At 48.1% G+C, this 15,133-nt stretch carries 12 protein-coding genes; 2 read left to right on the plus strand and 10 right to left on the minus strand.

What is annotated here, in order from left to right:
• Nucleotides 1-65 precede the first annotated feature (65 nt).
• From C1S74_RS16530 to dsrO, 10 genes are all read right to left on the minus strand, one after another.
• Nucleotides 66-638 carry a TetR/AcrR family transcriptional regulator gene (locus C1S74_RS16530; protein WP_045395679.1) on the minus strand — a complete coding sequence of 191 codons (573 nt, stop codon included), beginning with the start codon at nt 636-638 and terminating at the stop codon, nt 66-68.
• 95 nt (nt 639-733) lie between these two features.
• On the minus strand, nt 734-1,303 hold the full coding sequence (locus C1S74_RS16535) for a PqiC family protein (RefSeq protein ID WP_045395681.1): 570 nt from the start codon (nt 1,301-1,303) through the stop codon (nt 734-736).
• Nucleotides 1,303-2,949: an intermembrane transport protein PqiB gene (gene pqiB / locus C1S74_RS16540; protein WP_045395683.1), complete on the minus strand. Its 1,647-nt coding sequence runs from the start codon at nt 2,947-2,949 to the stop codon at nt 1,303-1,305. Before pqiB ends, C1S74_RS16535 begins: the two co-directional genes overlap by 1 nt.
• Nucleotides 2,942-4,273, minus strand: coding sequence for a paraquat-inducible protein A (locus tag C1S74_RS16545; protein ID WP_045395684.1), 1,332 nt, complete (start codon nt 4,271-4,273; stop codon nt 2,942-2,944). Before C1S74_RS16545 ends, pqiB begins: the two co-directional genes overlap by 8 nt.
• Nucleotides 4,274-4,405: 132 nt before the next feature.
• Nucleotides 4,406-5,410, minus strand: a complete 1,005-nt coding sequence (locus C1S74_RS16550; protein WP_045395783.1) for a substrate-binding domain-containing protein — start codon at nt 5,408-5,410, stop codon at nt 4,406-4,408.
• Nucleotides 5,411-5,560: 150 nt separating this feature from the next.
• A complete protein-coding gene (locus C1S74_RS16555) occupies nt 5,561-6,622 on the minus strand; it encodes a c-type cytochrome (protein ID WP_103415305.1) in 1,062 nt (353 codons plus the stop codon).
• Nucleotides 6,619-7,242: a c-type cytochrome gene (locus tag C1S74_RS16560; protein ID WP_045395685.1), complete on the minus strand. Its 624-nt coding sequence runs from the start codon at nt 7,240-7,242 to the stop codon at nt 6,619-6,621. Before C1S74_RS16560 ends, C1S74_RS16555 begins: the two co-directional genes overlap by 4 nt.
• Nucleotides 7,243-7,423: 181 nt before the next feature.
• The gene (locus tag C1S74_RS16565) at nt 7,424-10,516 is read right to left on the minus strand and encodes a tetrathionate reductase subunit A (protein ID WP_045395688.1); all 3,093 of its coding nucleotides are present in this window, start codon (nt 10,514-10,516) and stop codon (nt 7,424-7,426) included.
• 17 nt (nt 10,517-10,533) lie between these two features.
• Nucleotides 10,534-11,631, minus strand: coding sequence for an NrfD/PsrC family molybdoenzyme membrane anchor subunit (nrfD, locus tag C1S74_RS16570; RefSeq protein WP_045395690.1), 1,098 nt, complete (start codon nt 11,629-11,631; stop codon nt 10,534-10,536).
• On the minus strand, nt 11,628-12,395 hold the full coding sequence (gene dsrO / locus C1S74_RS16575; protein WP_045395693.1) for a sulfate reduction electron transfer complex DsrMKJOP subunit DsrO: 768 nt from the start codon (nt 12,393-12,395) through the stop codon (nt 11,628-11,630). Before dsrO ends, nrfD begins: the two co-directional genes overlap by 4 nt.
• Before the next feature lie 171 nt (nt 12,396-12,566).
• Between dsrO and C1S74_RS16580 the strand changes: the two genes are divergently transcribed.
• Nucleotides 12,567-14,459, plus strand: a complete 1,893-nt coding sequence (locus tag C1S74_RS16580; protein WP_045395696.1) for a sensor histidine kinase — start codon at nt 12,567-12,569, stop codon at nt 14,457-14,459.
• Complete coding sequence (locus C1S74_RS16585) at nt 14,452-15,051, plus strand: response regulator transcription factor (protein WP_045395699.1); 600 nt, start codon at nt 14,452-14,454, stop codon at nt 15,049-15,051. The genes C1S74_RS16580 and C1S74_RS16585 overlap by 8 nt, the downstream gene beginning before the upstream one ends.
• The last annotated feature ends 82 nt before the right edge of the window (nt 15,052-15,133 follow it).

Here is a 15,133-nt window from a genome sequence, read left to right on the forward strand (position 1 = left end):
CTTTATCTTGATGATTTCTACTGACGTGCTGCGCTGTGTTTTGCCGAGTATGTGAGAGGTTCTGCTTACTCGTTTAGAAGCTTGACGGTGGTTTGCATTGCATCATCTAAAATTGCGCGATCCTTTTGCATTGCCGCAAGCAAGGTATAACCCAACCACAAGCTAAACAGTGTTTTTGCTGTTTGTTCCGGAACAGACAAACAAAGCGTGCCTTCTTGATTGCTGCGCTCAAAGAAAGTCGTCATTTTCTCAATCATTTTCTTAGTGCCGGCAGCCATTTCACTTTGCATTTCAGTGTCGTGACCAGAGACTTCACCAGCGAGTTTGACGACCAAGCATTGAATACGAAAATCGTCGGTCAACTTAACGACGCACCAATCATCAAAGTAGGCTTGTACGCGTTCGCTTGGCGCTTTGGATTCGTCACTCAAAAAACGTTCGAGACGCTCAAGGTGCGTTTCAAAGTAGTCGTGAAGCAAAATCGCACCGAAGTGTTCTTTTGATTTGAAGTAGTGATAAAACGACCCTTTAGTACCTTCTGCTTCGTTAATGATCTTCATTAAACCCACACCAGCAAAGCCGTGTTCATTGATCAAATGCAATCCGGCATCGAGCAACGCTTGTCGCATGTCTTTCATTCTTTATCACTCACTAAAAGGGCAGGGTTACAGTGTATCGGGAAAACAAGGGGAGAAACAGTCGCCCACTCAGAGAACTGAATGGGCGAGGAGCGTTATAGCTGAGCGGCGATTTGATCTGTCAGATTGTTCAAACCCACCGATAGTGCATCGACAAGCGCATCGTAGCCTTCATCTTGTAAAGGCATGCTGATTTTGACCGGTGCGCTAGTCTTCACTTTGCCGTTAGCATCAACAATGAGCCATTCACCTTCGATTTCAGCGTTGCCTTCATAGCTGCCATTGAACTTACTTAGTGACAATTGAAGCTTGCTCTCGTCACTCTGGTCGAGCAGGTTATTCACTTCTACCGGCCAGTATTGGCTTTGCTTGCTACGTAGTTCGTCGATTACACGCGTCGTGATTTGCTCAGAGATGCTGTGCGCCCACTGATTGTGTTTCGCTTGGATGATCTGAGTCTCTGAAGCGCGATACACAATGCCACTGTCGGCAAGATAGCTTGCCAATTCAACTGGGCGAACCACAAGTTGTGGGCGCTGTGCAATCATGGTATCGCTTACCTTTGCTGAGCTTGCTTCCGGTAAGACATACAAAGCGCCTGTGTCTTCAGGAGCACTACTACAGCCTGCCAATAGGGCAGAAATCAATAACAGTCCGCGTTTCATTATTTTTGCCCTCTCGCTGGAATTGGATCGCTCACTTCATCTTCACCAAACACCAATGAGTTTGGTTTTTCATTCAATTGTTTTAGAACTGGTTTGAACTCAGTCATTACTTTTTCAAGCTCTTTCAGTGTTGATTCCATTTCACTGTACATGGTGGAGTTCGGACCGTAGCCATCTAATGTTCTTTGCAGCTGTTCTAGGCTCTTACGAATGTCGGCTGGAATCGCTTTGGTGTCTTCTTGGTTGAGAAGACGATCCACACTGCTCGCAACACGCTCTGCTGAAGCAAGCGTTTTTTCCGAGTTCTTCAATGTCTTGTTCAGTGAGTTCAATGTGTCTTCCATTGGTAAGCTGTTTAGCTTGGTTAGGAAGTCATTCACTTGGCGTTGAACCTGAGCAAAGCCACCTTGTTTGGTTGGGAAGACATCTAAATCTTCAAATTGGCTCGGCACGTAAGGTTCATCATCAGGATAGAAATCCGCATCGATGTACAGCGCACCCGTTAACAAGTTACCCGTTTTCAGCGTACCGCGAAGACCTTTGGCAAACTCTTCTTTTAGTTTCTCTTTGAACCTCGGAAGTTGGCTTGATGGTAAATTTTCATAAACTCGGCCAAGCTCAATACGTACAAGCACTGGGATTTTCTTCGCGGAGAAGTCTTCTTCTGGCGTTGGCATTCGCATAGGCACTTTGATAACGGTACCAATGCGTAAACCACGGTATTCAACGGGTGCTTTAGCTTTCAGACCACGAACAGACTCTTCAAACATCATCACAAACTGAATGTATTCATCGTACATGCCTTCGCGCACTTGTTTGACATCATCGAACAAGCGGAAGTGTGTCATGTCTTCTTTAAGCTCATTTCCTGCGCCCATTCCTGGCAGGGTATCGAAGGTTACGCCGCCCGTAATCATGCTTTCTAGTGAACCGAACTTCACCTCAAATCCTTCCGCATTAAGCTGTAAATCGACACCTGAGCTCAACCAAAAATGAGTTTTGGTACGCACAAGACTGTCATATGGCTTGAAGATAAACAGTTGGTACAAAGCGCGGCGAGTGTCGACATCGAAACTAGTGGTTTCAACTCGACCAACGGTAAAGCCTTTGTAGATCACTGGGTCACCAACGCCAAGTTTTCCAGCTTCGCGGTGCGTCAAAACAATGCGTAGACCTTCTGCGTCAGGGGAAGCGACAGGTGGCACATCGAGAACATCAAAATGCTCTTTTTCGACCTGAGAATTGCCTGGTTGAAGTTGAATGTAGGCACCAGATAACAGGGTTTCTAAACCTGACACGCCCTCACGACCAATACGAGGCTTAACGACCCAGAACATGGAGTCTTCACGCAGCATGCGTTTCGCGTCTTTGTTCATTTGTGCTGTAGCGATGATGTGGTCATAGTCTTCGCTGAGTTTAACGTCAGTAACCACGCCCACTTTTACGTTCAGTGCTTTGATCTCCGTTTTACCGACTTCAATACCTTCTGCCGTTGGTAATTTCAGTGTGATCTCTGGCCCTGTGCTGTTGATGTATTGGAACAGCATCCACGCTCCCATCGCTAACGCAAGGATCGGAATGATCCAAATCGCAGAGACCTGCTTTTGCGGTTTTATTTGAGCGGTTGCCTTGTTCTCATCACTCATATTTGGCTTTCTCATTTAAGTTATTAGTCATTGGCTCCTGCGCTTCGTTTTGTGGTAATTGCCACAACAAACGCGAGTCAAAAATCATTGCAGAGAGCATGGTGAGTATGACCACAGCAGCAAATGAAAGCGCTGCTGGACCAGGGTAAATCGCCATTAGGTTTTGCAACTGAACGAGCGCAACCAGAATAGCGACAACAAAAATATCAATCATCGACCAACGACCGATAAATTCTGTAATTCGGTAGATTTTCAAGCGTGAAATACTTTCTTCAGGAGGCAAGTATTGTGCTTTTTGAGCGTTGAAATACAGCCAAGCGAGTGCCAGCATTTTTGCCATTGGGATAAACACACTGGCGAAGAAGATAACCGCTGCAATAGGGTAGGAGCCCAGTTGCCACAGAAGAACCACACCTTCCATGATGGTCGAGCCTTCAGAATGACCGAGGCTGACGGTATACATCATCGGATAAAGGTTCGCTGGAACGTAGAAAATGATTGCCGCAAATAGTAAAGCCCATGCTTTCTGCATGCTGTCTGTAGGGTTGTATTTGTGTATTGGGCTATCACAACGAAGACACTTTTGATGTTTTTTATCTTCAATAGGGTTGAGTTGATGACAGGTGTGACAACCAATGTGGTTTTCATTGTGGTGCGTATCACCTTCTTTCACATTTGGCAGCTCAATCGCAGGAATGAAGTGTCCCCACAGCCAGCTCTTATCGACCATTGAAATACATTTCACGACCAGTACGGTGTAGACACAGAATGCCCAAAACGAACTACCCATCCCAATTTCTGCTAGAGAGGCGATTTTAATTAAGCTCACTAAGACACCGATCAGGAACACATCGACCATCAACCATGGTTCAACACGGAATAAGATCCGGCACAGGGTTTTCGCCATGTGAATCTGCTTCTTACCCAATGGGTGCTTGAGTGACTTCAAGGCTTCAAGGTGTAAGAACAGAATTAACCCGACGTAGATTGCGGGCAGCACCACGACGGTCGCCAGAAGCAAAGCCCCGAGTAATGCGTTATGAAACTCGGCTAACATCTTAGCTGCATGCATCAAGGTAATCTCTTGAGATAATCCTTGAACACTGAATGACATAAACGGGAAGGAGATACTTAAAACTAAGGTGATCAAGCAAGCCACCGATACAGCAATGACGCTTTGATACGGTTTCGCGTTCACTTTGGTAAGCGAATGTTCGCAACGAGGGCACTGCGCTTTTTGACCTTGCTCGATATCTGGGATACGAACGACCAAGCCGCACTCCTCACAGGAGACTAATTGGCGTGAATTGGGTTGAATGCTCATTCAGTTATTATTTCGTACTTTTAATCACTAAGAATAACCCTTTTTCAAGATATGCGCTTGTTTTTGCGGGGATGTTTTACAAGCTTCTTACCTGTTTAATAGAAAAAACCAGCCGGTGAGGCTGGTTTGAGGTTATTTGATATTGCCAACAGAAGCACGTCTGACCAGAATTGGCATGAACAATTTGTGTTCTGTGCGTTCGGCTTCTTCGTTATTGACTAACTGAAGTGAGAGTTTGACCGCTTCATTTGCCATGACTTGAATTGGGTAACGAATGGTCGTCAAGCGAGGGTAAATATAGCGCGCGATATGGCCATCATCGAATCCAATCACTGACATGTCTTCAGGAATACGGATGCCGTTTTCTTGCAGTAACGTCATGCAACCTGCGGCCATGTAGTCATTGTAGGTAGCAACAGCAGTGATTGGTGTGTTCTTCGCCATCAGGTTTACCATGCCTTGTTCACCGCCGGTTTCGTCTGGCTCGCCGTATTCGATGTATTCTTCACGAATCTCAATGCCGTTATCTCGCAGAGCATCAAGATAACCCTCGCGGCGATCGCGTGCATCTTCGATATCGTGCCCTGAACAGATATAGCCAATGTGTTTGTGTCCATTGCGAATCAAATGCTCAGTGGCAATGTAAGAGCCTTTGCGGTTATCCAAAGCAATACAGCGCGAAGCGATGTCTGGCACGATACGGTTGATCAACACCATGCCCGGAATTTCATTGGCAAGCGTGGTTAACTCGGCATCCGTCATGCCTTTGCTGTGCACGACTAAAGATTCACAGCGGCTGTTGATCAACAAGTTGATCGCGTTGCGCTCTTTCACGGCATCATGATAGCCGCTGCCAATCAGAAGCTGTTTCTCTTGCTCACTGGCAATGGTGTCGATGGCTTTAACCATGGTGCCAAAAAAGGGCGCAGAAACGTCGTTGACCAATACCCCGATCGCATTGGACGATTTACTGACCAGTGCGCGCGCATTGGCATTCGGACGGTAGCCTAGTTTCTTCATCGCTTCTTTGACGGCGACAATCGCGGAGTCACTGGTGTGAGGTGCGTTATTGATGACGCGAGACGCGGTTGCAATGGATACGCCAGCTTCTTTTGCGACGTCTTTGATGGTAGCCATAGGGAACTCAGGATCTGAAATTTGCTTCATTTAACAATGCGTGGCGGATGAACTCAAACACCCAATTGAGAATAGCGGCGGTGTATCAAGGTTTTAAAACAAAAAAGCGTGCTCAGGTGAACACGCTTTTAGTCGAATTGAAGCTCTTGCTTAATCTACCGTAGTTGGCGGGAAGGCCTTGCTGCCTAAAACATGACCATTCACTTTTTTGCCGTAGTACCCTTGGTGGTTGTGGTACTTCGCTGCGTTTGCTTGTAAATCACCTTTGTAGCGAGGGTCTTGTGGTCGTTCGTGGCTGTTGATATAAGCCGCGACATCCCATGCATCTTGTTTACTCAATTGAACGCTTTTGCCCAAAGGCATGTTCTCGTAGATGAAGTAAGCCGCAGTGTTGATGCGGTGCATGCCTGCGCCCCAGTTGTAAGCGTATTCACCCCATAAAGGTGGAATGTAAGAGCGGCCGTTTTCATCGTGAATACCTTGTCCGCTCTCTCCATGACATGCCGCGCAGTTGTCGACGTAAACTTGCGCGCCACGCTTTGGAGAAGGATCTAAGTCTGGATTCTCAATTTTTGGATAACCTCGGCCCGCTAGGGTGCCACGTTTATCTGTTGGTAACGCGTTGGCGATTTTCTCTGGCAAAGGGAAGTTTTCTGTTTTACCACCCGTCAGTAATTGCTTGGTGCTAATGGCAGGTACAGGTGTCTCCTGCATACCATATTGATCCAGTAACCCTCCCATGGCTAACCAATATGCGTAAGCGCTAAGTGCTTCGAGTTCTTTTGAATCTTTTGTTGGTGGTTTGCCGTTCATTGAGTAAGTAAAGCAACCTTGAATACGATCGGCGTAACTGTTCACTTTATCGTTCTTTTTTCGATAAGCAGGGTAAGCCATGTACGCAGCCCAGAGTGGTGCGGCATTGGCTTTTCGTCCGGCTTCCATGTGGCAGTTTACACAGTTTTGCTCGTTACCCACATAACGCCCACGCATTTGCTGGGAGTTTACAAACAATGAATAGCCATACTTCACTTTTTGACCGAATTCATCATTAGTAATCGTGCTGAGATCGCGCGGTTTTAGATATTTGGTATCCGCGTGTTTTTCTGTTGCTGGCAATTCTGTTTGGCGGTCTGGGAGCTCATTGTTTTTTGTACTTGCTGCGCTTACAGCAGTCGACATGCCAGCAAGAAGTAGGGAATAAATCAGTTTCATTTCGACTCCTCATAACGCAAAGAAGCGAAGTAGTAAGACAGGTTTTCGATTTCTTTATCGGTGAGCTTTTTCGCGATGCTGCCCATCATATTGAGTGGGTCACCGCTTCGTGTGCCGTTCTTCCAAGCATGAAGTTGGTTTTGCAGGTAATCGGCTTGTTGGCTAGCAAGACGTGGGAACTTATCTACACCTATGCCACTTGCGCCATGGCAAGTTGAACAGGCGGGAATATTTCGATCCCAATCGCCTTGATAGACTAATTTTCGGTAAGGGTTCGCGATATCGGCTTGATCGCCACGCTGTTCAAGGTCAGTAAATTCCCATGTTGGCAATTGAGCAAAGTATTTCAGTACCTCTGCTCGAAGCTTGGGAGCAGCAAGTTCATCTGCCATGCCTTTCATGATGATATTGTGGCGTCTATCGCTAGAGAAAAGTTCCAGTTGGTTTTCCATGTAATCGGGTTGAAGTCCGGCAAGCATAGGCGCAATACCAGCTTGGCCTTTACCATCAACACCATGACATCCGGTGCAAATCTCACCGTGTTCTGGAACAGGGGCAGAATAGGCTGCAAAACTGGCGGTACTCCAGAAAAGTACAACCAAAGAAATGCTACGAAACATGCTGACTCACTTTTGATTATTATTTGAGCGCAGTATTGTGAGTATTGTTATTAGTTGTGGCTATTGTGGAAATCCACATAAATTATGTGAAGAGCAATTTTGAGAATGGGCATTCAGTACAAAACAGGCTTCTTCCCTGTAACAGAAAGAAGCCTGATGATTGTGTTTCGTTTTGAGTGGATTATACTTTGCGAATTTTCGCAGGTAGAGATTGACGTGCCGCCGCGCCGACAACCCAATCCAGCATTACGCCTTTGCCTTCACGTGTTGGGTCAATCAAACCAATGTCGTTGATGTTGACGCCATCATGACCGCTGGTTTTCACTGGTTGCTGTTTATCACCAATCCAGTGCGCGCGCTGACCAAGCTCTGTATGACCAAAGCCATGTTCAAAACCTAGGGTACCTTGGCGAATACCAGACACCACCATCGCAAGCGCTTTGGTGCTGGCTCCTGGTGTTTCAATCACGAAATGATCACCGGTTTGAATGCCAGCCACTGCTGCATCCGCTGGATGGATGTAGACCGGGTTAACGCCTTTAATCGAACTTAAACGAGGGGATAGGTTGGAGACCGCGCTGTGAATGTTCGATTTAAAATTGGTCAAACTGAACGGCCACTCGGTTTTCGGGTATTGAGTCTCAAGTGGCGTGCCATCTGCGAGCTTTTGTGGATGCCAAGTCGGACAGCCGCTGTAGAACTCTCCCGTCATGGTGTTTCTTGCGCTGCCAACACGCTCGTTCCAAATCGCGACAGGACGTGTCCACTTGTACTTCATTTGCTCGCCTTTATAGGCTTCTGTGGCGTTTTCAAAACGACCACCACGAGCAAAAATGTACGCCACGCGCTTCATCTCATCTGGTGTTAGTGCTTTTTGCATACTCGGCAATAGGCGTTCAAGGCCAGACCAAGCGATGTCTTCTGCGCTCACTTCTGGTACACCGCCTTTAACGTAGGCAAGGTTGGCTGCTGAGCGAAGATAGAAGTCTTCAGCAGAGTGAATACCGTGTAAACGACCTTCCGTGTCTTTGATGGCGTTGTCACCAAAGCCGCCCAGTTGCATCTTTTTGGCGATATCAATCAGGAAGTTCTCCAGACAAATACTGCGACCATCGGCGGTTTTTTCTGTGCGAGCTTCCACGATTGGCCAGCGAGCCGTCACTGCTTTTACTGGAACATCATGCCAAGGCGATGCCATGCCCCAGCTTTCGTAAGTGACGGTATCTGGCACGATGTAGTCCGATAGTGCCGTTGTCTCGTTGATGAAGGCATCGACAGAAACAATCAAACCAAGCTGCTTTGGATCTTTTAGCTTGTCTTCAAGCAGCGTTTTTAAACCCGGTACGCCATAGATTGGGTTCGCCATATGGTTGATCCACGCTTTCACTCGGTATGGATAACCATCGATCGCCGCCGATAGATGCTCGGTAAGCAAAGGTGCTGCAAACGGATACCAAGGTGCACGAGTAGGGTAAGGGGATTCTCCCGCCTCCACGCGACGTTTGTATTCGCTAGTTTTCTGGTAAGGGAATTTACTGCGTGAAAGGAACACGCCTTTTGGTCCCACTTTGCCTTCAAACTTAGTGAAGTCGTAGCGAGGGCCTGCCGCAGATGTTGGATAACCACCTGCTTTTGCCATCGCGCCGCCTTTCATGTTGATGTTACCAATCAAGGCATTAAGCATCATGATGGTGAAGGCGTTGTAGAAACCATTGGTGTGCATGTTGCCGCCGTGGGTATCAACAACCGCTTTAGTGCCATGACTGGTAAAGCGTTTTGCTAGCGCGATGATTTGGTCCACAGGGATCTCACATTGCTCGCTGTAGAAGTCCAGATCGTATTTAAACGCTTCTTCTTTCAAACGTTGCAATGATGATTTGACACGAACGACACCAGAAGCCAATTCAACATCTTGGTCGACAAATAATGCCGCTTCTCCAGCTTGTTTGTGCATGCTCAAATCGCCGCTTTGCGCATCGACAATCACGTATGGATCTGTCTCTGACAGTGCTTCCCCTTCAAATGGCATGCCCATTTCAGATGCACGCAAGAAATGCCCGTGACGTGGGTGAGATTCATCGCTGATCACAAGGTGAGTGGCATTACACCAATGTGCCGTGCCCACTCTTTGTATCGCCGTTGCTCCTGGCTGAGCAAGGAAGGTTTTGTTGTAGCGTTCGTTGGCGATGATCCACTGAATCATGCCAAGAACCAAGGCAGAGTCGGTGCCCGGTTTGATTGGCATCCAATGGTTGTTGTCGCCTGCGGCAAGGCTTGATGAACCTGCTGGCAAGCTCGGCGTGATGATGGTGTATTCCAGTTTACCTTCGGTGCGCGCTTTGGCTAGCTGACGAGCCTGACGTTTGAACGGGTTACCCGCCTGTGCTGGCGACATGCCAATAAAAATAACGTATTCGGCATTATCGAAGTCCGGCTTTAAGTGAGCGTTCTTATCCAAATCATTCATGAAAGCACCGCTGCCTGCACGGAATGCGTAGCCACAATAAGATCCGTGGTGACCGAAGTTACGCGTACCAAAGCTGTTAAAAGCAAAGCGCTTGAAGATATCATCACGACCTTCGTTACCTGCGTTGGTCACCAGAAGTTGGTTAGCTTTCGGGCCGTATTCTGGGTTTTGCGGATCAACAGGGGTAGTGAGGTCGCGAATGTCTTTCAAACCTTCAACATGACCTTCGCCAAACAGATCGCCGCCGTTGACCACTTCATCCACCAATTGCTCGTAGCTGATTGGTTCCCATTTGCCTTCACCACGTTTACCCACACGTTTCAGTGGTTGGGTAATACGGTAAGGGCTATTACGAATTTCCATCATGCCGTTACCACGAGCACACGCTGTGGAACGGCCTTCTAAACCGTTTTCACCCGCCATGCTCAAGTAAGCGTCTTTTACTGGCGTCTCAAATGGAATGTGCTGTTGATGTGATAGCGGGTGGTATGGGTTACCCGAAATGCGCAGGATCTCGTCGTTACGATTGTCGATACGAACGCGCAAGCCACATAAGCTCCAACAACCAAAACACATTGATGGGGCAACACGCTGATTTGGGTTTGGAATTAAGTTGCCCTTGTCGTTCACCTTGTATTCGGGCTCAAGTGAGTTGCCGTGGTGAATATCACGGGTTTTCTCACCCGCAGTGCCGTGAATAGCTCCTTCTACCATGTGTTTTGTGGTAGTTGCATAACCAGCAGCAAAGGCACCAAGCCCGCCCACTGCAATGCCAGATTTCAAAAACTGACGGCGTTTGTTATCCATAATGAAATCCTCTTATATCAGTGTTGAGTTAGGGTTGAAGGTGCCGATTCACGCTTTGGTTGAATCAGTTCCGAGCCAAGCAATGCAAGCGCAATCCATAGGCCAAACATGCCGATGATGCCAAGCAAACCGTTACTGCCCATAGGCAAATCGTATGGGTAAGGGCCGACGTCGAACTTGGCGATGGTTTGTACTTCCATCATGGTGATCCAACGAACAGTCCACGCTGTGGTCAGTGCCATCCCAGACATGAATAACACTCGAATGAAGTGACGATTGGTATCGCGCAGTGTAAACAGTGCAAGCAGCACACTACCCAACAGCAAAGACGTTAGCAATGCGATGTGCTGTACCCATAATGGAGAAGCGTAAAGGGATGAGCTGGCATTGTTAGATGCCCAGATAGGAATCAACAACAGCGATAATGCACCACTAATTGCGGTAGTTTGGCGCAGCAAGCGAGTATCACCAAAGGTAAAGCGTTCAGATTTTAAAGGGATCAGAAGCCAAAGGAGCAATGTAAAACCAACCGCACCAATAAACGCGGTAACGAACCAAAGCACAGGTGATGCGGGTTGATGCCAAAGTGAACGTGATTCCACCACAGCAATCTCTGCACCTGTGTAAAGTGCGATAGTTAGGCCAGACAACACAGTGACTATCGCTGTGGTAATCATCAGTTTACGGCTAGTTTTCCAACGGCCCAATGACAACTTAGCAAGTAGCGGAAATACTTTGCCCGGATGGTTTTCTAGGTTTATCAGATCATTACGCAGATACAACCATGCCGTTGCCACAGCCAAGCCAGAGAACAGTGGTAAGAACAACGAACCTAATGACATCCAAGACCATGGGGTTAAATGTGCGTAGAAATGCCACGCGCGCCCCGGCTGGTGGAGGTCGCCTGTTAACGCGAGAGGGCCAACGATCGCGCCAATCGCAAGAGTAAGCACCAAGGCAGCACGCAGACGATGGCTAGTGTGAGATTCAAACAACAGCGCGATTAAGAACAAAATAGCTGCCGCATAAGCCGACCCGATGTAGAAGAAATATTGCACCGCCCACGGAAGCCAAGCGATGGCCTGAGGCTGTACGAGCACTTCGGTTATGTTCATGCTTTTTCTCCTTGTGGATCGTAAATCGCAGGCTGACCTTCAATGTGTTGAGTGAAGCGTTCATTCATGCCGATGTAGAACACGTGGGGTTTGGTGCCTTCGTTTGGCTTAAGCACCTTGATGTCGTCTTGGTGCTCAGTCACCAAGCGGCGAACTTCGCTGTTCGGATCGTTGATATCACCAATTACACGGGCACCACCGACGCACGTTTCCACGCAAGCAGGCAGCAAACCTTCTTCGAGGCGATGTGCGCAGAAAGTACATTTGTCCGCAGTTAGGGTCTCTTCGTTGATGAAGCGCGCATCGTAAGGACAAGCCTGAACGCAGTATGCACACGCCACGCAGCGACTGTTATCGACCATCACGATGCCGTCTTCTCGTTGGAAGGTGGCTTGCACCGGACAAACGGCCACACACGGCGGGTTATCACAGTGGTTACACAAGCGCGGCAGCATGAAAGATTTCACTTCTTCTGTTGCGGTTGAGCCATCATCGAGGGTGACTTCATACTGCTTTACTGTGGTTCGGAACTGGCCAATAGGGGCTTGGTTCTCGATGCTGCAACCGACGGTACAAGCCTGACAGCCAACGCATTTACGCAAGTCGACAACCATGGCGTAGCGTTTACCGACTTGGCCTTTTCGGTCGGGTTCATTGTTGTTTCTGATCACAGTGCCTGCTGTGGCTGTGCCAATTCCGGCGATCGGAATCAGCGCAGCGCCTGCGGTAACGGCACTGAGAAAACGGCGTTTGGTGGAATCCATAACTCACCTGCTAAGATTGATTAGAGCTTGTTTTCATTGTCAGAATTGCAGCCCTTTGCCGATATAGTGGATTTCCACATACCGAGAGCAAAGTTGATCTAAAACAAATGTGGATTCCGCTATGTTGCTGTTATTCTGATGCTCCCAATACCGAGGATTAAGAAACAATTCATGCTGAACAAATCGCTAAACTTCATTCGCTTATGGATTGTTTTTATCAGTCTTATGCTCGGCTGCTTCACGGTTTCTTTTGCACATGCAGCACCAACGCAGACATTAGATTCCAGCGCTTTCTCTAAACCGCAAGTCGATGTGGGTGTGCTAGCCATACGCGGCCATTTATATGCGGAGCAGCGTTGGCAACCGACGATTTACTGGCTCAATCAACAGATCCCTGAAGTGCGGTTTGTTCTCCATCCGTTAGATCTCGATGGCATGACCAAAGCAGTCGAAAACCAAAGCATGGACTTCATTCTCACCAACCCAGGACAAGCAGTGCGCTTGGGGCGTCAGTACGCGCTGTCTTGGATAGCGACGTTGACCAGCCAAGCGCCAGAGAACTCCAATTACGGCATCGGTTCTGCGCTGGTGGTGCGTTCTGATTCGCCTTATTCCACACTCAATGATGTTTCCGGTTTGCCGATTGCAGCGGTGTCAGAGAAAGCGTTTGGTGGCTACCTCACATTGCGTTATCAAGTGATAGAGAAAGGGTTAGATCCGAACGATTTCTTCTCGGATGTGCGCTTTTTAGGCTTCCCAATTGATGCCAACTTGTACCAACTGCGTGACCACAATGTGGAGGCCGCTGTTGTTCCAGCTTGTTTGGTTGAGCAAATGGAAGGTGAAGGGCTATTGGAAGAGGGGCAACTGCGGGTTTTAAGTCCGCTTAAACTTCCTCAAACCGAGTGTGCAGTATCGACGCCCCTATATCCAAATTGGTCCTTTGCGAAAACGGAGCGTGGATCGTCTCAATTAGCCAAGAAGATCAGTCGAGCCTTACTTGCGATGCCTGCCGATAATCCCGCTGCGATTGCAGCCAAAGCATCCGGTTGGACATCACCAGTCAGTTTGTTGTCGATAGATAAACTCTACCAAGCGATGGACTTGCACCCACTGCAGCAACCTTGGTGGAAAGAGGCGTTACGCTGGCTACGTTTCCATCAAGAATGGGCGTGGGCGTTGTTTCTGTTTGTTATTGTGTTGAACATTTACCACTTCTGGCTGGAGTATCGTTTCAGCAAGAGTAAACAAGCGCTAGAGAAAACCTTACTGCGCTTAAAAGAGAAGAGCGAGATGCTAGAGCACTCACAACGAGTGGCTATTGTGGGCGAATTAGGCAGCAGTCTTGCGCACGAGATAAACCAACCTTTAGCGGCGATCCGAAACTACAGCGAAGGTGGCTTGTTACGATTAGCTAAGAAGCGTCCTCATGAAGATATCGTGCCGGTATTAGAAAAGATTCAGACGCAAGTAGAACGCGCCGACGCGATCGTTTGTCGCCTGCGAACCTTGATTAAAAAGCGCAGTGTCGACATGACGGCGTGCGATGTGGAGCAACTGATCTCTGATACGGTTGAGTTGCTGAATTTCCGCTTGCAGAAGCAAGGCATTGAAGTGGTTCGCAGCACCGAAGGACAACCCCAATGGGTCGAAGCTGATGCCGTCGGTTTACAGCAAGTGTTGGTGAACGTGATGAACAACTCGATAGATGCTTGTGTGATGTACGCAGAAAATCATCCTAACAATTACCAAGGCAAAATTGCGCTTCACACGGATTATCAAGCTGGAAGTATGTCGATTCGAGTGTTGGATAACGGTACGGGTTTGGAGCATGAGAACCCAACCGCCGCCTTTGTGAGTACAAAACAGGAAGGGCTAGGGCTGGGCTTGGCGATCTGTCGTGATGTGATGGAGATGCATGGTGGTGAATTCGTTATCCAATCTACTCAGCCACACGGTTGCTTGGTGGTATTAACCTTGCCGTATCAAACCATGAAAACAACCGATGCAAAACGCAACGACGAAGAACAAACAAAAAGAAACACAGGAGAAGTGAATGAGTGATAAGCAACTGCCCGTATTTGTGGTCGACGATGATGAGTCGGTGCGAGATTCGTTGGCGTTTATGCTCGAAGAACATGACTTCTCTGTGACGACGTTTGCCGATGGGCAGGCGTTTCTCGATGGCGTGGATATCCATCAAGCAGGCTGCGTGATTCTGGATAGCCGAATGCCGTATTTACGTGGCCAACAAGTGCATCAAATCCTCAATGAAGCCAAAAGTCCACTGGCGGTGATTTACTTAACCGGGCATGGCGATGTGCCAATGGCGGTGGATGCGCTGCAAGCTGGTGCGGTGAATTTCTTCCAAAAGCCCGTAAAAGGGGATGAGCTGGCACAAGCGATTTTGAAAGGCCAAGTTCAATCTGCGGCGAATCTGGATATCGCAGGTGCTAAAGCGGCGTATGAATCGCTGACGCCAAGAGAGAAAGACATTCTGCGTTTGATCATCGCGGGAAAGCGCAATATTCGCATTGCCGATGAGCTGTGTATTGCGATGCGAACGGTGGAAGTACATCGCGCAAGCCTGTTGAAAAAGTTCTCGGCAAAAACCGTGGCAGAGCTGGCTTACATCTACGGCAAACTGGCGCAATAAATCAGGCATAAAACTTATGCTCAAACAAAAAATCCCCAAGCCGAAACTTGGGGACTAAGCCACACTGACGTGTTTTATGTGC

Origin of the sequence: Vibrio hyugaensis, assembly GCF_002906655.1 — a bacterium.
GTDB lineage: Bacteria > Pseudomonadota > Gammaproteobacteria > Enterobacterales > Vibrionaceae > Vibrio > Vibrio hyugaensis.